Source organism: Brevibacillus sp. LEMMJ03 (assembly GCF_007197875.1).
GTDB lineage: Bacteria > Bacillota > Bacilli > Brevibacillales > Brevibacillaceae > Brevibacillus > Brevibacillus thermoruber.
Map to the genome: position 1 here is coordinate 193,154 of NZ_VKJN01000007.1, position 21,471 is coordinate 214,624.

The following is a 21,471-nucleotide window of genomic DNA, read 5'->3' on the forward strand; positions in this document are numbered from 1 at the left end:
CCGGTACGTTTCCGCCGCCATTCTTTTACCGCCTCCCCGCCTGCGGCCGGCCCGCCAACAAAAAACACCCTGTCCTCACTGGACAGAGTGTTCTTTGCGCCGCAACCGGCAGGGTGTCGTCACGCTTCCTGCTCCTTCAGCGCCTTCTCCAAAGCGGCGATGGCTTCCGCTTCGTCGGCACCGTCGGCAATCAGTGTAATTTCCTCGCCTTTGGCGACCGCCATGGACATAATGCCCATGATGCTTTTTCCGTTGGCTGTTTTTTCGTTTTTGACAATCTTGATCTCACTGGCGAAAGACGACGCCAGGCGCACAAAATTGGCTGCCGGTCTGGCATGCAGACCGTGCGGCAGCTCGACGACCACTTTCTTTTCGATCATGGGGGTACACCTTCCTTACATGCCGTTTCCTGCAAAGGTTTTTCGAACAAACGCTTCCACTTCTTGCGACGTGCTCATCGACAAGATGGTGTCCGTGTAAGCGGCCGCCGTCTCCTTGGACAAGCGGCTGATCTGATAGCGGGCGGGCAGGATGCTGCCGGCGCTCATGCTGAACTCGTCCAGTCCCATTCCCAGCAGAATCGGGATGGCCACCGGATCTCCGGCCATTTCGCCGCACATGCCGACCCACTTGCCTTCCGCATGAGCCGCCTGGATGACGCGGTGAATCAGGCGCAGAACAGCGGGATGATAGGGCTGGTACAGGTACGAGACCCGCTCGTTCATCCGGTCGGCCGCCATCGTGTACTGGATCAGATCGTTGGTGCCGATGCTGAAGAAGTCCACTTCCTTGGCAAATTGATCGGCGATCAGCGCTGCCGCCGGGATCTCAATCATGATGCCCACTTCCAGCCGATCCGATACGGCGATGCCCTTGTCCAGCAGGGCTTGTTTCTCCTCTGCCAGCACCGCTTTGGCCTGACGAAACTCTTCCAGGGTGGCAATCATCGGGAACATGATTTTCAGGTTGCCATAAGCGCTCGCCCGCAGCAGGGCGCGAAGCTGCGTCCGAAACAGGTCCTGCTGCTCCAGGCAGAGGCGAATGGCGCGGAATCCCAGGAACGGGTTCATCTCCTGCGGCAGGTTCATGTACGCCAAGTGCTTGTCCCCGCCGATGTCAAGAGTGCGGATGACGACGGGCTTTTCGCCCATTTGCTCCAGCACCTGCTTGTAGGCCTGGAACTGCTCGTCCTCCGACGGAAAATCATCCCGCCCCATGTAGAGGAATTCCGTGCGGAACAGCCCGACGCCTTCCGCTCCGTTCTCCAGAGCGCCGGCCAGATCCTGCACACTGCCGATGTTGGCGGCCAGCTCGACGTGAACGCCGTCCTGGCTTGTGGTAGCGGTATGGACCAGTTTGGCCAGCTCGCTCTTTTGTCTCTCGTACTCGGCCTGTTTCTTCCGGTAGGCCTCGATCTCTTCCGGGGTGGGGTCGATGATGACGAGACCTTCATGCCCGTCCAGAATGATCGTCGCCCCGGCCGCTGCCTCCCGGGTCACGTCCGTCGTCCCCACCACCGCGGGGATTTCCAGGGAGCGGGCCATGATCGCGGAGTGGGAGGTACGGCCCCCGATGTCCGTGACAAAGCCTTTGACATAGCGGCGATCCAGTTGGGCGGTATCCGACGGCGTCAGGTCCTCCGCCACGAGAATCACTTCTTCGGCCAGATCGCTCGGCGCCGCAAACTCCACGCCCAGCAGATGGCAGAGCACCCGCTTGGTCACGTCGCGAATATCCGCCGCCCGCTCTTTCATGTACTCGTTGTCCATCTGCTCAAACAGCTCGATGAAGGTCTGCGCCGTCTCGTGCAGCGCACTTTCCGCGTTTACCTTTTCCGCGGCGATTTTTCCCTTCACCGTCTCCACCAGTTCAGGATCTTCCAGGACCAGGAGATGGGCTTGAAAAATTGCCGCCTTGTCCGGCCCCATTTCCCTTTCTGCGCGCTCGCTGATCTCCCGCAGATCTGCCTTCGCCTGTTCCAGGGCATCCGTCAAACGCTTGATTTCGCTCGACGGGTCCTCGACCGAGACCGTTTCGATCTGCAAGTGGGGATTGGCGAGCAAAAACGCCTTGCCAATCGCCACCCCGGACGATGCGGCAACGCCAACGATTGTTTTGGACACATGCCCTCCTCCTCTCTTAGTTTGTCTTTCTTCTGGCCTGCAACTCCCGGGCGTGGTTCATCACGATGGAAAAGAGGGCGTGATTCACGCGAATGCCGGTGTACGTCTTGAGAACGTGTTCCAGTCCGAACCGCTGGATATCTTCCGTCAATTGGACCGCCTCGGGGTCCTCCCGGAAGTCAAACAGCAGGGCGGCTGCGATCCCCAGCCCCAGATGCTCCGGCACGATTCCGTGATCGAAGCACTGCATCGCCGGACCAACCAGCCGGTCTTGCGGGGCCAGTTTGCGAATGGGCGAACGTCCCACGCGCGTCACCTGGTCGGTGATGTACGGGTTGGCGAATCGGCCAAGAATCTTTTCCACGTACTCCTCATGCTGCCCCTTGTCAAAACCGTGCTTGGCGACCAGGAGCGCTCCCGTCTCCTGCAGGGCCTGCCGGGTCGCGCGGAGAATCTCGTCGTCCCGAATCGCTTCGTCAATGGCGGCATACCCCATCTGATAGCCCAGATAGGCGATCATCGCATGCCCCGTATTTACAGTATACAACTTCCGCTCGATATAGGGCGTCAAGTCATTTACATAAGTGACACCTTCGATTTGCGGGATGTCCCCGATGATGTGCGATTGATCGACGGCCCATTCGAAAAACGGCTCTACCGTTACCAGCAGCTTGTCCTCGTGTTTTTGCAGGGGCACGATGCGGTCGACGGCCGCGTTGGGGAAGCCGACCAGCTCCTCCGCCTTTGCCCGGACCGCTTCATCGAGCTGCGCGAACACGTGGGTTTTCAACTGCGCACTGCCGCCGATCATGTTTTCGCAGGCGATGACGTTCAGCGGCCGATCGGTGTGTGTGATCCGCCGAGTGATGCCTGCCGCGATGGCGGGAGCGATATGGGGCAGCACATTGGGCCCCACGGCCGTGGTGACCAGATCGGCATCCGCGATCGCCCGGGCGACGGCCTCCGTATCCTGGCCGTGGATGGCCCGGACACCTTCCACGACGGAAACCGGTGTTCCTTCCATCGCCAGTTGAACCGAGTACGCTTTCCGGCTGTTGATCTCATCGACGAGCTCCTGATTGACATCGATGAAGCAGACCTCGTACCCAGCCTGGTGAAGCAGTTGACCGATAAAGCCTCTTCCGATGTTCCCCGCTCCAAAATGAACAGCCAGCATGATTACATCCCCTCTTCAAACAGTGCGATGATCTCTTCCGCCGTCTTCGCTTGAACAACGCGGTTGACGTTCGCCTCGTCGGAGCAGATCACGGCGATATTGGACAGAAGCTCCAGGTGTTCGTCACCGACAGCGGCGATCCCGATCAGCAGGTACGCCGTGTTTCCTTCCCCAAAATCGACGCCGTCCGGTATCTGCACCACGGAGATGCCGGTCGAGCGAATGGCCTCTTTGGATTCGTTGGTGCCGTGCGGGATGGCTACGCCGCTTCCGATATAGGTGGTCACGATCTCTTCCCGCTCCAGCATTTTGTCCACATAGTCCGCCGTGACGTGGCCCGCCTTCACCAGCAGCTCGCCGGCCAGGCGGATGGCTTCCGTCTTGTCGGCCACTTTTGCATTCAGCATGATTTTTTCTGCGGATAATACCTTGGTTGCCATACTCATTGTTGCGCTCTCTCCATTCCCGTTTTTTTTCGACAAAACTGATAGAGTCTCTCCGCCAGGCAGTCGGCAATCCGCTGCCGGTCGCCCGCTTCCAGCGCGGCGATCATCTCTTCCTCGATCAAGAGGGAGCTGATCTCGCTCAGCACTTCCAATCCTTCTTTGGGCACATCCCTTGGCCCCAGGAGCAGGAGCAGGTTTTTGATCGGCATCTCCCGTTCGTCCATCGACCTCAGCCGGATCGGCTGGCGCAGCACATGCACCGTAAACGACGGCCGGACTACCTGTTCGTGTTTGCCGTGAAACAGCGCCAGCGTCGTGCCCGGAATGCCCAAGCCGCCCAGTCTCTCCCGTTCCAGGAGCTGCCGGACGACCGGTTCGGCTTCCCGAATGGCGCCAAGTTGGACCAAATCGCCGCAAATCCGGTCCAGAATCTCCCGGATGTCCCCGCTGTGATTTTCCATCCGCCGCACCTGAAACCCGTCCAAGAGTTCGACCGCATATCCCGCATACCGGTGCATCGCTTTCAACCGTTGCTCCGGCCCTTCCCCGCCCGCACGAACGGCCTCTGTGGCACGGGATGCACGCGACCGACTCAGGTTGTGAAGATGGTAGGCGATCTTCTGGATGTCCTCCTTTGGCAGCAGGGGGCTGACCACAACGTACTCGCTCGGGTCCATCGGCAAGGGGATGGTGGAAATGATGACGTCATATTCGCTTTTGGGGATTCGCCCCACCTCGAACAACGACAGGTTCTGCAGGCTGACGATCTCCGGAATCTCCTTTTTGATCCGGGTCGCCAGAATCTTGGAAGACCCGATCCCGCTGGAGCAGACAACCAGCGCCCGATAGCGCTGATGCGCCTGTGACGTCCGTTCCACGGCCGCGCCAATGTGCATCACCAGATAGCCGATCTCTTCGTCCGGCACATGCAGCTCGGGAAACACCTCCGAGACCGCTTCCCGGACGACGCGGAACAATTCCGGGTAATTGTCCCGGATCTGCTCCAGAATCGGATTGCGGATTTCCATCTGGCGCTTGAGCCGGTACAGGGCCGGCTCCATGTGCGTCAGCAGTCCGTGAAACAGGGACGAATCGTACCGCAGGGGAATCTGCAGCCGATCTTCGCAGAGCCGGATAAACCGCTGCGTCTTGGCCATCAGCTCCACATTTCCCGGCCAGTAGAGGTCCTCATGGGCGCTTCGCAGCTTGGCCCCCCGCAGGTGCATGGTGATGTACCCGATCTCCGCGGCGGGAATCTCCATCTGGAAAATGTGCGTCAGCCGCTCCATGATCCTCTCCGCCGCCTGATACTCCGGCGTGCCCTGCAGCTCGCTCAGGGTATGTTCGTCAAAGTGGATGCTCTCTCCCTTTTCGATCCGCTCGACAGCGAGCGCGAGGTGAATCACCAGACCGATGTAGGCGCTGTCCGCCAGCGGGTAAGGCAGGTCGTCCTCCACGTGCTTCAGGGCGTTTTCCACCTTGATCAGCTTTTCCTTGTCGACCAGCCCCAACAGGCGCTCCGAGATGGAGTCGATGTCGCGCAGCGATTTGTTCTGGATGTTTTCCTTGATCAGCCCGATCAGTTCGTGTTCATTCAAATGTTCCGCGATCAGCCGGCTGATCGCCTGCCGCTTGGCCGACTCGGAGCCCTGGATTTCCACGCCGTAGCCCCGCTTGCGCACCAGCGACAGACCGTATTTGTCCAGCACGTCCTCCAGATCGTCCAGGTCATGGCTGATCGTGGCCGTCGTCACTTTCAGGTCGAGCGCCAGCGAGATCAGCTTGACCGGCTCGGTCGCCTCCAGCAGCGTGCACAAAATGATCACTTTCCGCTCTTCCGCGGTGTACTCGGTCGTCGTCAGGTCAAACAGCGCCAGGCGCAGCGCTTCCTTTTGCTCCGGCGGACCATGCAGCTCCACGCCCAATCCCGACTTCCTCACCAGCTCCAGGCCGTGCTCGCGGACCGTGTCTTCCAAGGCGTCCAGTTCCCGGTGGATCGTCCGGGCGCTGACCCCAATCCGCTCGGCGATCGCGCCCACGGTAAGCCCCGGCCCGTCCTGCAGCAGCATGTCGAGGATCGTCCGTTGTCTCGAGGATACACTCATCGTTCCATCCCCTTTTGTACAAAGCCGGAAAACGCTAGTTTGCACTAGCGTTTATTCCTCTTAGCCTAAACGTTTGACCAATTTGTCATACTCCGGGCTGTTCAGGAAGTTGTCGATGGAAATGTGTTCCGCCTGCGGCGCCTTCAACTTGGCCCGTTCCGTCAGCGACTTGTGCGTGATGACAATGTCCGCGTCGTCCGGGATGTCGTTGATCGCCGTATTGATGACGGTGATGTCGATTCCTGCATCTTTGAACTTCTTGCGCAGGGACGCTGCTCCCATCGCGCTGGAACCCATGCCGGCGTCGCAGGAGAAGACGACTTTCTTGACTTCTTTTTTCTCCGCCACCGCCGTGTCGGCCTGAGCTTCCTCCTGCTTTTTGCCTTTGAGCTGCTGCATTTTTTCCGTCGCTTTTTCCAGCTCGTCCGCATCCTCAGCTTGCCCGCCCAGTTTCAGCAGGAATGCCGCGATAAAGAAGGAGACGGCGGCTGCCGCGACGACACCGGTCAGGACCGGGAGCAGCCCATCCTTGGGTGCCATGGCGCTCAGCGCGAATACGCTTCCCGGCGATGGCGGCGCCACCAGGCCGGCGTTTAACAGTGTAAAGGTAAAGACACCGGTCATCCCGCCGCCGATGACGGCCAGAATCAGGCGCGGATTCATCAGGATGTACGGGAAGTAGATCTCGTGAATGCCGCCCAGGAAGTGGATGATCGCCGCACCCGGCGCCGATTGTTTCGCCGTGCCTCTGCCCACCAGCCAGTAGGCCAGCAGGATGCCAAGCCCCGGACCCGGGTTGGTCTCCAGCAGGAAGAAGATCGACTTTCCGGTCTTCGCCGCCTGATCCAGTCCGATCGGACTCAGAATGCCGTGGTTGATCGCGTTGTTCAGGAACAGAACCTTGGCCGGTTCGATCAGGATGCTGGCCAAGGGCAGCAGTCCGGCATCCACAATCGTTTGTACGCCGGAAGCCAGCGCTTTGCTCAAGCCGGCCACGACCGGCCCGATCGCGTTGAACGCCAGCAGCGTCAACAGCCCCCCGACAATGCCGGCGGAGAAGTTGTTGACCAGCATCTCAAAGCCGGAGCGCACTTTCCCTTCGATCAACTGGTCCACCTTTTTCATGACCCAGCCGCCAAGCGGCCCCATGATCATGGCACCCAGAAACATCGGGATGTCGGCCCCCACGACGACACCCATGGTGGCCACCGCACCAACGACTCCGCCGCGCACGTCGTGGATCATCTTGCCGCCCGTATAACCGATCAACAGCGGCAGCAGATAGGTAATCATCGGGCCAACCAGTTTGGCCATATTTTCATTGGGCAGCCAGCCCGTCGGAATAAACAGCGCCGTAATCAAGCCCCAGGCGATAAACGCGCCAATGTTGGGCATGACCATGCCGCTTAAAAAACGCCCAAACTTTTGCACAGAGACGCGCAGTCCGCTCTCCATCTTGTTGCATCCCCCTTCATCTTTTTCTTTATTGTTGACAGAATTTAATTGTATGACTCCTGATACAAATATAAAGCGTTTACATTTCTGTCTCAATAAAATGTAAGTGGGAATTTGTCCGTTGAGTTGTTGACAAAAGTTAATAGAGCCAATTGGTATTTTTTGCAGGAAAGCGGATGCGGCTGCTTGTGACGGAGGTTCGCGATATTTCCTGGTGTGTCAGACGTCTGTTGGAGTATGTGCACTCTCACACCACGGCATTCATCGTCCGGCTGGCTCTCCTCTGTTGTTTTCTCTTTATATATACTGCCCACATTCGGCTAGAGCGTATTTTCCATCATGCTTATGATTTGGACTCAGGTAGAACATCTGCCTGCTGTTACACTGGAGTTTTTAGGCGGGGAGATAAGGTAAAAAAAGGCCCACAATTTGGAGGAAAACCGAAGCAACAACGACACGTAACCGTCTATGTAAATGGGGAGTGTTACCATTCAAGTGAAACGGAGGAAAACAGTAACAATGAGACACAAACGAACCGCATTGTGGCTTGCCATTCAGGAGCAATTTTCAAAGATTTCTCCGGAGCGGCTATCAAGGAGGTAGTAAAGCCGTCCTTTTAAGAAAAAAAGTGGCGAGCTCACATGCCAACCACAAAAAACGCCCAATCGTTGTACCGGGCGCAGGTTACATCATGCTAATAATCGAGACGATCTGTCCTCTCCTTGATTACAGGTGAAGGCTCTCCATTGCCTTACCGCAGCACGTAGGTGGCAAGCACGCGCTGCAGTTCGTAAATGTCCAGGCTTCTGTTGAACTGCTTGATGATCGGCGTCTCACTCCCCGATATCCAGAGCTTCAGCTCCGCGTCCAGATCGAAATGGCCCGCCGTCTCAATGCTGAAATGATGAATGCTTCTGTAGGGAATGGAATGGTACCCCACCTTTTTTCCGGTCACTCCCTGCCGGTCGACCAGGATCAACCGTTTGTCCGTGAAAAGGAACATGTCCCGAATCAGTTTATACGCCTTTTCAATACGCTCGTGGTCCGCCAGGATGTTGGCAAACTCCTTTTGCACCTCCGCGATGCTGACCTCTGACGCGTTTCCCATCAGACCGTCAAAAATGCCCATCATCCCGCCCCCTCGTTTTACTCTTTTCACTTGCACATGCCTATATTATCATTCATTACTCCAAAATCAACCGGCCAAACGCCGTTCGGAAAGGAACCAGGAGGAAAACATGAACCCAGCCGCGATCCTGACAGCTGGGTGTATTGATTATGAACTAAAACGGCCGCTCATCCCGTCTCTTTCCAACCGTCGGCCGTCCTTTCCCAGGGCCGGCCTCGCTTGCCGCTCCGATACCCTCTTGCTCTGCCGCTGTCGGTACCCTTTTTTCGCAACCCTCAGCGGCTTCTCGTCAGTCAGGCGGACCGGTGTGGTGTCCGGTTCCTTGGTCAGCATCTTGAGGGCGGCGGAAACCAATGTCACGGAATCCACCTCGTTGAGTAACTGCTCGGCCATCGCTTTGTAGAGGTTCAAATTGCCTTCTCCCGTCGCTTCCAACAGTTTCTCCACGGCCAACCGCTTCTGGCCCTCGAACGCCTCGGCCATGCTCGGGACCGGACGCCGTTCCATTTTGCGGATAGTGGTCTTCTCGATGTACCGCAGATGATCCGCTTCACGCGGCGTGACAAAGGTAATCGCCAAGCCCGTCTTGCCCGCCCGGCCCGTCCTGCCGATCCGGTGGACGTAGCTTTCCGCGCCCTGCGGAATATCAAAGTTATACACGTGGGTAACCCCGCTGATATCCAGACCTCTGGCGGCCACATCGGTGGCGACCAACACTTCGATCGTCCCTTCCTTAAACCGACGCAGCACGCTGTCCCGCTTGGCCTGGTTCAAGTCGCCGTGGATCCCCTCCGCGCCGTATCCCCGTTTGGTCAGCGCTTCCGACAGTTCGTCCACCCGCCGTTTGGTCCGTCCGAAGACGATGGCCAACTCCGGCATGTGAATATCGAGCAAACGGCACAGCACGTCGAATTTTTGCTTCTCCGTCACTTCCATGTACTGCTGCCGGATGTTGGAGACCGTCACTTCCTTGGGTTGGATGGAAATGGTCACGGGGTCATGCATGAATCGGCGGGCAATCTCCTGGATGGCCTTGGGCATGGTGGCGGAAAACAGCAGGGTTTGCCGTTGTGTCGGCATTTCCTTCAGGATCACCTTGATGTCGTCGATGAATCCCATGTTCAGCATCTCATCCGCTTCGTCCAGCACAACCATTTTCACGGACTGAAGCCGGATCGTTTTCCGGTTCATGTGATCCATGAAACGGCCCGGTGTCGCGACGATGATCTGTGGCCGTTTTTTCAGCGCCGCAATCTGCCGTTGAATATCCTGCCCTCCGTAGATAGGCAGGGCCACCACCCCTTTGTACCGGGCGATCTTGTTCAGCTCTTCCGCTACCTGAACCGCCAATTCGCGCGTCGGCGTCAACACGACCGCCTGGATTTGTTCCTGGTCTACGTTCGCCTTCTCCACCAGGGGAATGCCAAAGGCGGCGGTTTTTCCCGTCCCGGTCTGCGCCTGACCGATCAGGTCCTTGCCCGTCAAGGCGATGGGAATGGTTTGGTCCTGAATCGGGGTCGCTTCTGCGTACCCCACTTCTTTTAGGGCCCGTGTCACCAGGTGGTGCAGCCCAAACTCATAAAACGTTGTCAATGATCGTCAATCTCCTTTTTCTTCATTTCGCTTTCCCGTTTCACGAAAAAGAGGGCATGATTCCTTACGCCGGAACATGCCCTCATTTCCCGTGTCATCTCAATGATACCAATTACAAGCGGATGACGTTTGCCGCCTGCGGTCCGCGGTTGCCCTGCACAACGTCAAATTCCACCTTTTGCCCTTCTTCCAGGCTCTTGAATCCGGTTCCCGTAATCGCGGAGAAATGGACAAACACGTCGTCCCCGTCTTCACGTTCAATGAAACCAAATCCTTTTTCCGCATTAAACCATTTGACTTTTCCGATCACGATTGTGGCCTCCCACATGAGAATTTTGATAAAAAGCAAGAAAACCGCAAAACCGTTTCCGCCCCACATCTCAGCACGAGGCAGCAAAATCGTTCTCGGGTATTCATGTCTTTTTAACGTGGTCTCATCATACCATTTTTTTGCCGAAGAAGCAATCATCGCCGCTTCCGGAAGAAAGCAGCGATGAACCGGGTGCTACTCGACCCACTTTTTGTACAGCTCGTCAAATTTGCCCTGCAGCTTCATTTCGTCGAGCCATACGTCCAGGTAGCTGGCGAAGATGAAGTCGCCGCGCTGGATCATGTAGGCTTTTTCGCTTTTGGTGAACGGATCGTCCACGCGGGCGGCGTACAGACGCGGATCGTTTTTCGCGTACACAATCGCTTCAAAGGTGTCGGTGATCATGACGTCGTAGGTGCCGTTGGCCACCAGACCCGGGATGTCCAGGTTGTTTTGCACCACGGTCACGTTTGCGTTCGGCAGATATTCACGCACGAACTTTTCGTTGGTTCCGCCCGGGTTGACGCCGATGCGGACGCTCGGTTTGTTGATGTCCTCGATCGTTTTGTACTTGTCCTTGTCTTCCGCGCGGATGAGCGGCACTTTGCCGAACTGCACGTACCCCTCGCTCAAGTGGGCTGTTTTCTGTCTGTCGGTGTTGCGGGTCACGCCGCCCACGGCAATGTCAAACTTGTCGGCGAGCAGATCGTTCATCAGCGTCGGCCAGGAGGTTTGCACAAAGCGGGCTTCCACGCCAAGGCTTTTGGCGAACTCTTTCATCGCGTCGATGTCGTACCCTTCGTATTGGCCTGTTTTCGGGTTGAGATATGTAAACGGCTTGTAATCTCCGGTGGTTCCGATGCGGATGTACCCTCTCGCGATGATTTCATCCAGCCGGGATTCGTATTTTTTCTTGGCTTCCTGCTTTGCGGCGCTGTCCGCGACGGTCGCCGCCGGTTGGGCCTGTTGGGCACCTGCGGCGGACACATGAGCGGCCAAGCCCGTTCCCAGCAGCGAAACCGCCACTGTTCCTGCAATCAGCATGCTTTTCCATTTTTTCATTGTCGTTCTCCTCCCATGGTAGCCGTTTTGTCGGTTTCTCTTGTCGATCTTGCTTGCGGGGCGTCACTGCCCAAGCAGGGGCTCTCTCCTCCCTACATAGGCATCCCCCCTTTTGTCCATCCTGTGTGCGGCTTGAGCCGGCCGGCTGACCCCGACCTGTGAGGCTTGTGCTGACAGGGGGGCCGCTTCCGTTCCCGCCTCCCGTTACAGCTTGAACTTCCCGAGTCCTTGCTGCAGCTCGCCCACGACCTCTTTCAACTGCTGTACCGACTCGGCGATCTCCTGAATGGCCCGGAGCTGGTCATCCGCCGCATCGGCCACGTTCTTCGCGTCTTCGGAAGCGTGTTTGGCGATGGTGTGCATCTCTTCCACGGAGGCGCTGACCTCCTCGGACCCGGCCGACATCTGTTCCGACGCCGCCGACACTTCGAGGATGTGGTCGGCCACATTGCGGGAAGCCTCCAGGATATGGACGAATTTTTCGCGCACTTCCTCGATCAGTTTCACCCCGTCCTGCACATCCTGCTGCCCCGCGTTTATCGTGTCGACCGCGTTCGCCGTGTCCTGCTGGATTTCGGCGATCAATTGAGCGATCTTGGCGGCCGACTCTTCCGACTGGTTGGCCAGCTTCTTCACTTCGCCGGCCACGACGGCAAAGCCCCGGCCGTGCTCCCCTGCCCGCGCCGCTTCGATGGAGGCGTTCAAGGCGAGCAGATTGATCTGCGACGTGAGCCCGGTAATCGTGTCCAAAATGCTCTCGATCTCCTGGGAGCGGCCGTTCAGCCGCTCAATGGCCGACGACACTTTCAAGGTGCCTTCCCCGATGCTGTTCATCTGCCGCACGGCCTGCTCGACGACCGCCGTGCCTTCTTCCGCCTGCTGGGCCGCCTCCCGTGCCGCTTCGGACACCCGCGAGGACGTCTCGGCAATCTTGACGATCCCGCTGGCCATGTCGTTCATGGAGATGGACACTTCCTGGGAACTGCCGGCCTGCGCTTTGGCCCCGTCGGCGATTTGGCGAATGGACGTCCCGATCCGGTGAATCGTATTGGTCGCGTTCTCGATGCCGGCGGACACCTCGCTGGTGACCCGAAGCACCTGATCGGAGGACAGCGTGACGCCGCGAATCAGGTCCTTCAGATGAGACACCGTCTGGTTGAAATCGCGGGACAAAACGGCGATTTCATCCTTACCCTGGACGGTGACGGATTCCGTCAGATCGCCGCCGGCCACCACTTTGACCGCTTGATTCAGCCGCTGAATCGGGCGGACCAGGCGAACCGCCAGCAGATAGACCAGAGCGATGCCGACGACCAAGGTCACGACAGAGATGGCCAGCAGGTTGACCGAGAGCTTGTCCACCGGCGCGTGCAGCTCACCGGCGGGAGCGGTGATGAACACGCCCCAGTTCAACATCGTCGAAGCATAGGACGCAAACTGGTCGACGTTGTCCCTTTTATACTGAAGAATGCCGTGCCCGCCTTCCTGAATGGCCTGGAAAGCGGATTGGTACTCCGGAATGTTGGAGTTGAGAATGGATTCCTTCAGCACGAGGTCTTTCTGCGGATGCCAGATGTACGTTCCCTTCTTGCTCACCAAAAAGGCGTAGCCGCTCTGGCCGAACGTCTCGGCGGACACCGTCTTTTGGATCTCGTTGATCGGGATGGTCGAGCCCATGTACCCGTACTGGACGTTGTTTTTCATCAGCGGAACGATGATGGTTACGATGTTGTTGCCCGTCCGCTTGGAGACGACCGGTTCGGAGACGACGATTTTTCCTTCCCCTTTGCCCGCTTCCTGGAAATGGGCCCGGTCGGACACGTCTGTCACGTCCCCTTGGAAGTTGATGACCTTTTTCCCGCTCAAGTCATAGGAAAAGAAGAACGTCTCAAATTCCGGATAGTTCTTCTGGGCCTGCTGGATCAGCTTCAAGTCATGCTCCTTGTTGTTGTCTTCGGACATCAGCTTGCCGATCGTTTCAATCACGGCAATTTTCTGCTGGAAAAACTGGTCGATCTTCATCGACAGATTGGACGCGGTCAGTTCGGCTTCTTTATCCAGACTGGATTCCAGCAGACGCGAGGAGCTCCAGTAGCTAGCCGCACAAACCGAAACAAGGCTGGCGATGAGCAGCAGGCACATCACATACAACAGTTTTTGCTTCAGGCTGGTTCCCATGGTGATCCCTCCTAGTGGCGGAAAGTGCGTGAACGGCTTGCCAAAAAAAGCAGACTGCCATCCGACAGCCTGCGATGCCTGCGGTTTGGCAACCCGGCTGTCATAGCTGCAGCACTGCAACTTTAGACCCGTGGCTTTGCGTCCCCGCCTTTCAACGGGTTTGCTTTTTGTCACTTTTTTCCGTGTTAAAATATGCTAAAAGAACTATAGCACAATTTGAAAAAAGAGGGACAGAAAATCTAAAAGATTTCATAAATTTTTAAAATCTGCGCGCTGACGGAACGAAACGCGACCTTCGCACTGTCCTCTTTTCTCCCCTGTCGACCTGCCTCCCAACGAATGAGGAATGATGGAACGATTTTCTTAAGAATTTTGTAAGGATTTTTACAGCCGATTTGTAAAATATTCTCGGTAAGATAGAGCTGGCTCCGCTACACGACGAAATTGACGAGGGAAGACGGGTGATGATCATGCCAACGTACAATGTCCTGGTCGTGGACGACGAAGCGGAAATCCGGGACGCGATCGAGATTTATCTGAAAAGCGAAGACATCCACGTGCTGAAAGCAGGTAACGGGCAGGAGGCCCTGGCGGTTTTGGAGCAGGAAGAGGTTCATCTGATCATCCTGGACATCATGATGCCGCAGATGGACGGATTGAAAGCGACGTTTGCCATTCGGGAAAGCAAAAACATCCCGATTATCATGCTGTCGGCCAAATCGGAAGATACCGACAAGATTCTGGGGCTGACCATCGGTGCCGACGATTACGTGACCAAACCGTTCAATCCGCTGGAGCTTGTTGCCCGGGTGAAATCGCAGTTGAGGCGATACACCTATCTGGGCAACTACACCGCCCGCGAAGACGAAATCCGGGTGCGGGGACTCGTCTTGAACAAGCGGGAAAAAACCGTGTATGTGGACGGCGAGGAAGCAAGGCTCACCCCTACGGAATACAAGATTTTGGAGCTTTTGATGGAGAACAGGGGCAGGGTCTTTTCGATCGAAGAGATTTACGAAAAAGTGTGGAAGGAGCCCTGCCTGAACGCGGATAACACGGTGGCCGTGCACGTGAGAAGAATTCGCGAAAAAATCGAGATCAACCCGAAAGAACCTCAATATCTCAAGGTGGTGTGGGGCATTGGCTACAAGATTGAAAAATAAATACGGGCCGGTCATCGCGCTGGTCCTGCTTTTCCACCTGTCGGCTCTGGCCTTGCTTGCGGCGGCCGATGTGATCCGGCACCGAGAATACCTGGACAAGGATTATTACTTTCGCAGCCCTTCCTTTCACCAACAGTTGACGGAAGTCGTTAACCTGGCCATAACGGTTCATTTCAAGGAGAAGAATGATCCCAAACTGACCGTGACTGAAAAGGTTGGCGCCGATACGCTGGAGCAAATCCGAGAGACGTTTGCGGCCGATCTCCGGGAGAAAGAAGCGGAGATTAAGGGACGCTATGAGGCCAACATCATGGAGGCGGAGCGCAGCGGCAATCACGCCGAAGCTGGCAGACTCGCGCAGGCGCGCGATCAGGAACTGGCCCGAGTGAAGCAGGAAAATCAAAAGCAGATGGATGAGCGAATCATGACATTGGCAGCCGCCCGGGATCAGGAGTATGAACAGGCGAAAAAAGCGTTGGCCGTCAGAGGCGACACCATCAAATACTACATCAAGGATCGGAATACGGGCGAGGTATACACCAACCATTCCTACGACCTCAACATCATCAGGAACCTGCAGAAAAAGGCGGCCTATTCGATCCATTTCCCACTGGCTTCGCCGAGCGATTACCAGATACAGCAGGCAAATGAATTCTTTCTCGCCAACAATCTCGAGGGGTATTTGATTATCCCCCAAGCGGCCGCGGGTTACTCCCGGTTTCAAGACGATTACGCCTATGCGCTCGGCATACGGGAGCGACTGCTGAACGAATGTATCCTGTTGGCCGTAAGTGTTATCGCGGCAGTTGGACTCTTCGTTTATCTGCGGAAGCGCAGTCCGTTGGATTTTCCGCTTGCCGACAGATGCGCCTCCTTGTTGCGGCGGGTTCCCCTCGATGCAAGAGGCGCGACAGTTCTCGCGGTCGGGCTGGTCACACTGAGCTGGGTCAGGGACGAATCGTTCTTCTATTTTCCCATCGGCCTGGAACATGTGACGACGCTTTCCTTTACGGCGGCATGCATCGCCTATCTGGGGCTAAACGCAAAAGAGGCATGGCGTTTGATCAACGACCACACGCTCCTCCGGCAGCAATGGGAGTCCAGCTTGTATCGAAAATTCCGCACGCTTCTGGCAGAGAGCTTCGCCAATCGATCCGTATTTTTCAAGGCCAGCCTCATCTTTGTGCTGACGATCGGCCTGGGAACGGGCATGGGTTTTGTTCTGATAGGCCTTCATTATGGATCGGAGCGGCTGTTTTTGGTGGGGGCATGCTATTCGCTGCTGTACCTTGCAGCCGTGCTGCCGTACATCCTCCGCCGGGTCGCCCTGCTGAACAACATTCTCCGGGGGGCGGACGAAATGGCGGCCGGCAATCTGGATTCTCTCATCGAAGAACGCGGCAAAGGGAATCTCGCCCATCTGGCCCGCTGCCTGAACAATATCAAGCTGGGACTGGGCCACGCCCTGGAAAGCCAGATGAAGAGCGAGCGCCTCAAAACGGAGCTGATCAGCAACGTTTCGCACGATTTGAAAACGCCGCTCACCTCCATCGTCAACTACGTGAATCTGCTGAAACGCCCCGATCTGTCGCCGGAAGAGGTCAGCAGCTACGTCAATGTGCTGGAACGCAAAACCCACAGGCTGAAGGTGCTGATCGACGACCTCTTTGAAGCGTCCAAAATGGCGAGCGGGTCCGTCGAGCTGCATATGGAGCGGGTCAATGTGGCCGCCCTGCTCAATCAGGCCCTGGCGGAGTTCAGCGATGCCATCGCCGAATCCTCGTTGACGTTCCGGGTCCAGACGGAGAAGCCGCACATCCACGCGCTGGCCGACGGGAAAAAAACCTGGCGGGTCTTTGAAAATCTCATCGGCAACGTCCTAAAGTACGCGCTGCCCCACACCAGGGTCTACATCTCGCTGACCGAACAGGCGAACAGCGTCGTGCTGACGATGAAAAACGTCTCCGCCTACGAGATTGAGTTTGACCCGGACGAACTGTTTGAACGCTTCAAACGAGGCGACCAATCGCGCCACACGGAAGGCTCCGGTCTGGGACTGGCCATCGCCAAAAGCATCATGGAACTGCAGGGAGGGCGGCTGGCCATCGAGCTGGACGGCGATCTGTTCAAAGTGATCGTCGAGTTTCAAAAGGCGTGACGAAGGGGGCATCTTGATGCCCCTCAGTGTGCAGACAAAGTGACTGCTGGGAGGAGAAGCACGTTTCCGGCATCCGCTCCGTGCTCGCCCAGCCGGGAAGCCGGACTGCACGCTCCGCACCGATTTGCGGGGGATCGACAAAGCCGCACCGCTTCGCAGCCCATTCCAAGGTGGCGCTCCTTTTTCCCGCAATTCGCTGCTCCGCTCGGTAGGGCTCACAAGTCGCTCTGCCTGGAAACATGCTTCTCCTTCGATCCAATTGGTTTGTCTTCGGTCTTGGGGCATCTTGATGCCCCCTGCTTGCTATTCTTTCGGATGAATCATGTTCTCCGGCCGAACGATCCGGTCGAACTCCTCCGCCGTCAACATCCCGCTTTTGACCGCCGCCTCCCGCAGCGTGATCCCTTCCTGGTGGGCCAGCTTCGCGACGGTCGCCGCCTTTTCGTAGCCGATGTGCGGGTTCAGCGCGGTGACCAGCATCAGCGAGCGTTCCAGATTCCGCTCGATCACCGGCCGGTTCGGTTCGATTCCGACTGCGCAGTTGTCGCAAAACGAGCGCATGGCGTCAGCCAGCAGCCGAGCCGATTGCAGGAAATTGTAGATGATCACCGGCTTGAACACGTTCAGCTCAAAGTTGCCCTGGCTGGCGGCAAATCCGATCGCCGCGTCGTTGCCCATCACCTGGCAGACGACCATCGTGAGCGCTTCGCTCTGCGTCGGATTCACCTTGCCGGGCATGATGGAGCTGCCCGGCTCATTGGTCGGAATCGTGATCTCGCCGATGCCGGAGCGCGGACCGCTGGCCAGCCACCTGACGTCGTTGGCGATTTTCATCAGATCGGCGGCAAGCGCTTTGAACGCGCCGTGGACGTGAACCAGCTCATCGTGGCTGGTCAAGGCGTGGAACTTGTTGACCGCGGAGACAAAGCGCTTCCCCGTCAGCCTGCTGATCTCTTCCGCCACCATTTCGCCGAACCGGGGATGAGCGTTGATGCCGGTGCCGACGGCCGTGCCGCCGATCGCCAGCTCCCGGAGGTATTCCGCGCTCTCCGTGATCATCCGTTCGCTTTTTTCCAGCATGCGGTGCCAGCCGCTGATCTCCTGTCCCAGCGTCAGCGGGGTGGCGTCCTGCAGATGGGTGCGGCCGATCTTGATCACGTCCCGGTACTCCTCGCTCTTCTGGCGCAGCGTTTCCTTGAGGGCGGCCAGAGCGGGCAGCACCTGGTCTTCGACGGCGATCAGCCCGGCGACGTGCATCGCCGTCGGAAACGTGTCATTGGAGCTTTGCGCCTTGTTGACATCGTCGTTGGGATGGACCCGCAGGGCGCTTCCCCGCTGCTCCAGAAGCTGGTTGGCCCGGTTGGCGATCACTTCGTTCACGTTCATGTTGGACTGCGTGCCGCTGCCGGTCTGCCAGACCACCAGGGGAAAATGCTCGTCCCACTTCCCCTGCAGCACCTCATCGGCCGCCGCCGCGATGGCCTCCGCCTTGTCGCTGTCCAGTTTGCCCAGCCGCTGATTGACCAAAGCCGCGCTTTTCTTCAATACGGCAAACACCCGAATGATCTCCCGGGGCATCCGTTCCGTGCCGATCCGGAAGTTCTGGTAGCTGCGCTGCGTCTGCGCCCCCCACAGTTTGTCCGCGGGCACCCTCATTTCTCCCAGGGTATCCCTTTCGATTCTGTACTCCATGCGGCTTCCTCCTTAATGGGATATGCACAGTATATGATGTCCAACGCGCCTCTTTTCACATGTTTCTTTTCTTGCATGCCTCGGCACCGTTTTTACGGAATGAACGGATGTTTCGTTCAACAATGTTGACGCCAATGGTACGATAAATGCGTCAGTTCATGAGAATGTGGAGGTCGTGTATGGATCTTGTTGATTTGCTTCGCATGAAAAAAGTAAGGGTTACGGACATACCAAAATGGGGAACGTACCTGCGAAACCAATGGGAACATCACTTTGCCAATCATCTGAGTGATGACGAGAAACGCTCCATTTATCTGAATGTTGCCCATGGCTATTTATGGCACTTGTTCAGTTACGGGAAAAAAGCGTGTTTGGAGGGAGATAGCGCCGAAAAAGCCTTCAACGAAGAGCCAAAGAAGGCGTGTTTCTTGTTTTATCAAAATTCGGACGATGCGTTCATTCTGGAGAACTCCTCCATGCTAACCGCGGATGACCTCCTGAACGAAATGGATGTGTACGTTGTCGATAAAGAATTTACCTGGACGTATGTGCGAACACACGAGACCGGCTGGTGCGGTCCTTACTTTAGCCGCAAATCGTAACGGAAGCAAGCGAACGCGGCACCGCCCGCAGCGCGAACGCCTGCCCGGAATCTGCCGTCTCCCCCTTCTCCCCCGTTGCGGTATAATAAGCGTAGACGAATGACAGGAGACTTCCGCGATGATGATCTTGATCTTGCTGGCCATCTGGGCCTTCGGGTTATTTGTCCTCTTTACCGATCCGAAAAGCACGTCCGCCCGCTGGGGGAGCGCGACCGCGTTTGTCGGGGGAGGCGGCTTTTTCTCCGCCGTAATCGACGAGACGCTGTATCCGCTGGTGCAGGACTACGCGGCCCGCTATCCGGCGCTGGCGTTTTTGCTGCTGTTCACCAGCCGAAGCGCCTCCTTTCTCTGTCAGGTGGGGCTGCCGTACACGTATCTCATGTTCGCCGTCCACTCCGGCGATTGGTTCACGCGTAAGACGAAGCGGCTGATTCAGTACGCCGCCCTCGTCCCGCCGCTGGTCATGTGGGCGATCACGCCGATCTACCCGGTGCTCGCGTTCAACTACTGGATCATGGTCGCCTGGGTCTTTCCCTATTTCATCGCGGCCAGTCTGATGCTCGTGCTGCTGTACCGGAAGGAAAAGGACCCGCTCGTCAAAAAGAGCCGTCTGTTTACCAACATGCTCGTCATCATTCCCCTGCTGTTCGTGTTCATCCTGATCTACGTGATGCGGACGCAAAACCTGTACGACGCCTGGCGGTACAACAGCCTGGTCGTCGGAATTCAGTTTTTTCTGATTTTATTCATCAGCGTGAAGTACGGGTTTCTCGGCGTGAAGCTGCGCGTGGAAAAGCGGCGCCTGGACAGCACGCTGCGGGCGATGACCTCCGGGGCGCAGATCGTCAACCACACGATCAAGAACGAAGTGGGCAAAATCCTGCTCTACGCCGACCGGATTCAATCCCGCGCCGCCGAGACCAACCAGCCGGCCCTGCAGGAAGACGCGCGGATTTTGACCCAATCGGCCCAGCATATTCTGAATATGGCCAACCGGATTCAGGGACAACTGCAGGACATCGTGCTGCGCGAGGAAACCGTGAACCCCGGCGAAGTGATTGCCCAGGTGCTGCACGTGCTAAAGCCTTGCGCCGACAAGCAGCGCGTCCACATCGTCACCGAGTTGGACGAGACGCTGCGGCTCACCTGTGATCCGGTGCAGCTCAGGGAGATTCTCACCAACCTCTGCATGAATGCCCTGGAGGCGATGAAAGCGGGCGGCACGCTCACGCTGCAGATGTTCTTGTCCAACAAGCACCTGGTCATCGCGGTGGCCGATACGGGCGTGGGCATTGCCCAGGAGCATCTGCCCTACGTGTTCGACCCGTTTTTTTCCACCAAGAAGACCGGCCAAAACTTCGGCCTGGGGCTGTCCTACTGCTACAACGTGATGCAAAAGCACCAGGGCATGCTGGAGATATACAGCGTCAAGGACAAAGGTACGACCGCGTTTCTGTTCTTCCCGCGCAGGCGTGTCGCACGAGCCGGCAGAGCGGAGGCCTAGGAGGTGAAAACGATGGAAAAAATCCGCGTGTTTCTCGTGGAGGACGACCCGGCCTGGCGAACAGGCCTGGCCGATTATCTCAACCGGGAAGCCGACATCGCCGTCGTCGGCGAAGCCGGGTCCAAGGAAGAGGCGATCGAGCGGTTTGAACGCTGCGAAGCCGACGTGGTCCTGATGGACATCAATTTGAGCGAAAACAATCTGGACGGTATCGACACCGCGCTTGCCTTCGCCGACATGCGGGACGACTGCTGCATCATCATGCTGACCTCCCTGACGGCGCAAGACGTGATCGTCGAGTCCTTTTCCGCGGGTGCCGTCAATTACATCAGCAAGGCAAACTTCAAGGAGATCCCCGATGCCATCCGGGCGGCCCACCACCGCCAATCGGCGATCCACCCCACCGCGGCCGCCGCTTTGCGCAGCGAGTTTCTGCGCTTGAAACAGGAAGAGGCCCAAAAGCTGCTCTCCCCGGCGGAGAAAGACATCCTGCGGCTGATCGACCAGGGCCGCACCCAGTCCCAGATTGAACAGACCCTGCACATCACCAGGCGGACGATCAAAAATCACATCAACCGAATTTTGAAAAAAATGGGCGTCAAAACAAGCAAGGAAGCGGCCGCCAAAGCGAAGCAGAAAAAGATGCTCTGAGGCGCGTCCACCATGCCCCCAGCAGGTGTTATGACCAGGTACCAATGAAAGTTGGTACTTTTTTTGCCGGGGCCACTCCTTAGAATGAAAGCTGCAAGCACTTATTTTTTCGTAAAGGTGTGG

General features: G+C 57.2%; 17 protein-coding genes and 1 riboswitch. Of the genes, 5 read left to right on the forward strand and 12 right to left on the reverse strand.

The features are described from left to right. Positions 1–119 precede the first annotated feature (119 nt). The 11 genes from FOI68_RS11345 to FOI68_RS11395 form a co-directional block, all read right to left on the reverse strand. Complete coding sequence (locus FOI68_RS11345; RefSeq protein ID WP_029100490.1) at positions 120–380, reverse strand: HPr family phosphocarrier protein; 261 nt, start codon at positions 378–380, stop codon at positions 120–122. 15 nt (positions 381–395) lie between these two features. Then, positions 396–2,123, reverse strand: coding sequence for a phosphoenolpyruvate--protein phosphotransferase (gene ptsP / locus FOI68_RS11350; RefSeq protein ID WP_143863238.1), 1,728 nt, complete (start codon positions 2,121–2,123; stop codon positions 396–398). 16 nt (positions 2,124–2,139) lie between these two features. Beyond that, the gene (locus FOI68_RS11355) at positions 2,140–3,300 is read right to left on the reverse strand and encodes a mannitol-1-phosphate 5-dehydrogenase (RefSeq protein ID WP_143863239.1); all 1,161 of its coding nucleotides are present in this window, start codon (positions 3,298–3,300) and stop codon (positions 2,140–2,142) included. A 2-nt stretch (positions 3,301–3,302) separates the two neighbouring features. Further along, positions 3,303–3,740, reverse strand: coding sequence for a PTS mannitol transporter subunit IIA (locus FOI68_RS11360; protein ID WP_029100493.1), 438 nt, complete (start codon positions 3,738–3,740; stop codon positions 3,303–3,305). Positions 3,741–3,742: 2 nt separating this feature from the next. After that, positions 3,743–5,851 carry a BglG family transcription antiterminator gene (locus FOI68_RS11365; RefSeq protein WP_143863240.1) on the reverse strand — a complete coding sequence of 703 codons (2,109 nt, stop codon included), beginning with the start codon at positions 5,849–5,851 and terminating at the stop codon, positions 3,743–3,745. Between the two features lie 60 nt (positions 5,852–5,911). Next, complete coding sequence (locus FOI68_RS11370) at positions 5,912–7,306, reverse strand: PTS mannitol transporter subunit IIBC (RefSeq protein WP_143863241.1); 1,395 nt, start codon at positions 7,304–7,306, stop codon at positions 5,912–5,914. Positions 7,307–8,057: 751 nt separating this feature from the next. Then, positions 8,058–8,435, reverse strand: coding sequence for a PH domain-containing protein (locus tag FOI68_RS11375; RefSeq protein ID WP_143863267.1), 378 nt, complete (start codon positions 8,433–8,435; stop codon positions 8,058–8,060). Positions 8,436–8,582: 147 nt separating this feature from the next. Further along, positions 8,583–10,028, reverse strand: coding sequence for a degradosome RNA helicase CshA (cshA, locus tag FOI68_RS11380; protein ID WP_081656602.1), 1,446 nt, complete (start codon positions 10,026–10,028; stop codon positions 8,583–8,585). 112 nt (positions 10,029–10,140) lie between these two features. After that, entirely contained in the window at positions 10,141–10,356 is a 216-nt protein-coding gene (locus FOI68_RS11385) for a cold shock domain-containing protein (protein ID WP_197058204.1), read from the reverse strand. 177 nt (positions 10,357–10,533) lie between these two features. Next, complete coding sequence (locus FOI68_RS11390) at positions 10,534–11,400, reverse strand: transporter substrate-binding domain-containing protein (RefSeq protein ID WP_044897677.1); 867 nt, start codon at positions 11,398–11,400, stop codon at positions 10,534–10,536. A 204-nt stretch (positions 11,401–11,604) separates the two neighbouring features. Next, the gene (locus FOI68_RS11395) at positions 11,605–13,578 is read right to left on the reverse strand and encodes a methyl-accepting chemotaxis protein (RefSeq protein ID WP_143863242.1); all 1,974 of its coding nucleotides are present in this window, start codon (positions 13,576–13,578) and stop codon (positions 11,605–11,607) included. A gap of 84 nt (positions 13,579–13,662) precedes the next feature. Continuing rightward, positions 13,663–13,753, reverse strand: a riboswitch (cyclic di-GMP riboswitch). 295 nt (positions 13,754–14,048) lie between these two features. On the opposite strand from FOI68_RS11395, the gene FOI68_RS11400 reads away from it, so the two are divergent. Both FOI68_RS11400 and FOI68_RS11405 read left to right on the forward strand, forming a co-directional pair. Beyond that, positions 14,049–14,741 (forward strand): response regulator transcription factor, encoded by a 693-nt coding sequence (locus FOI68_RS11400; RefSeq protein WP_143863268.1) that lies wholly within the window; start codon positions 14,049–14,051, stop codon positions 14,739–14,741. Next, positions 14,719–16,899, forward strand: coding sequence for a sensor histidine kinase (locus tag FOI68_RS11405; protein ID WP_143863243.1), 2,181 nt, complete (start codon positions 14,719–14,721; stop codon positions 16,897–16,899). Before FOI68_RS11400 ends, FOI68_RS11405 begins: the two co-directional genes overlap by 23 nt. A 303-nt stretch (positions 16,900–17,202) precedes the next feature. Here the strand turns inward: FOI68_RS11405 and fumC are convergent, their stop codons facing one another. Next, complete coding sequence (gene fumC, locus FOI68_RS11410; protein WP_143863244.1) at positions 17,203–18,591, reverse strand: class II fumarate hydratase; 1,389 nt, start codon at positions 18,589–18,591, stop codon at positions 17,203–17,205. Between the two features lie 179 nt (positions 18,592–18,770). Between fumC and FOI68_RS11415 the strand changes: the two genes are divergently transcribed. The 3 genes from FOI68_RS11415 (at position 18,771) to FOI68_RS11425 (ending at position 21,348) form a co-directional block, all read left to right on the forward strand. Then, complete coding sequence (locus FOI68_RS11415) at positions 18,771–19,193, forward strand: DUF4275 family protein (protein ID WP_143863245.1); 423 nt, start codon at positions 18,771–18,773, stop codon at positions 19,191–19,193. A gap of 118 nt (positions 19,194–19,311) precedes the next feature. Next, entirely contained in the window at positions 19,312–20,697 is a 1,386-nt protein-coding gene (locus FOI68_RS11420; protein WP_143863246.1) for a sensor histidine kinase, read from the forward strand. A gap of 12 nt (positions 20,698–20,709) precedes the next feature. Further along, the gene (locus FOI68_RS11425; RefSeq protein WP_029100505.1) at positions 20,710–21,348 is read left to right on the forward strand and encodes a response regulator; all 639 of its coding nucleotides are present in this window, start codon (positions 20,710–20,712) and stop codon (positions 21,346–21,348) included. Positions 21,349–21,471 lie beyond the last annotated feature (123 nt).

What these genes read in the sequence shown, in the direction of transcription:
- FOI68_RS11425 (WP_029100505.1), top strand. Translation starts at nt 20,710, where the DNA reads ATGGAAAAAATCCGCGTGTTTCTCGTGGAGGACGACCCGGCCTGGCGA.
- FOI68_RS11395 (WP_143863242.1), bottom strand. Translation starts at nt 13,578, where the DNA reads ATGGGAACCAGCCTGAAGCAAAAACTGTTGTATGTGATGTGCCTGCTG.
- FOI68_RS11375 (WP_143863267.1), bottom strand. Translation starts at nt 8,435, where the DNA reads ATGGGCATTTTTGACGGTCTGATGGGAAACGCGTCAGAGGTCAGCATC.
- FOI68_RS11390 (WP_044897677.1), bottom strand. Translation starts at nt 11,400, where the DNA reads ATGAAAAAATGGAAAAGCATGCTGATTGCAGGAACAGTGGCGGTTTCG.
- FOI68_RS11415 (WP_143863245.1), top strand. Translation starts at nt 18,771, where the DNA reads ATGGATCTTGTTGATTTGCTTCGCATGAAAAAAGTAAGGGTTACGGAC.
- FOI68_RS11355 (WP_143863239.1), bottom strand. Translation starts at nt 3,300, where the DNA reads ATGCTGGCTGTTCATTTTGGAGCGGGGAACATCGGAAGAGGCTTTATC.
- FOI68_RS11400 (WP_143863268.1), top strand. Translation starts at nt 14,049, where the DNA reads ATGCCAACGTACAATGTCCTGGTCGTGGACGACGAAGCGGAAATCCGG.
- fumC (WP_143863244.1), bottom strand. Translation starts at nt 18,591, where the DNA reads ATGGAGTACAGAATCGAAAGGGATACCCTGGGAGAAATGAGGGTGCCC.
- FOI68_RS11420 (WP_143863246.1), top strand. Translation starts at nt 19,312, where the DNA reads ATGATGATCTTGATCTTGCTGGCCATCTGGGCCTTCGGGTTATTTGTC.
- FOI68_RS11345 (WP_029100490.1), bottom strand. Translation starts at nt 380, where the DNA reads ATGATCGAAAAGAAAGTGGTCGTCGAGCTGCCGCACGGTCTGCATGCC.
- FOI68_RS11370 (WP_143863241.1), bottom strand. Translation starts at nt 7,306, where the DNA reads ATGGAGAGCGGACTGCGCGTCTCTGTGCAAAAGTTTGGGCGTTTTTTA.
- FOI68_RS11365 (WP_143863240.1), bottom strand. Translation starts at nt 5,851, where the DNA reads ATGAGTGTATCCTCGAGACAACGGACGATCCTCGACATGCTGCTGCAG.
- FOI68_RS11385 (WP_197058204.1), bottom strand. Translation starts at nt 10,356, where the DNA reads ATGTGGGAGGCCACAATCGTGATCGGAAAAGTCAAATGGTTTAATGCG.
- FOI68_RS11360 (WP_029100493.1), bottom strand. Translation starts at nt 3,740, where the DNA reads ATGGCAACCAAGGTATTATCCGCAGAAAAAATCATGCTGAATGCAAAA.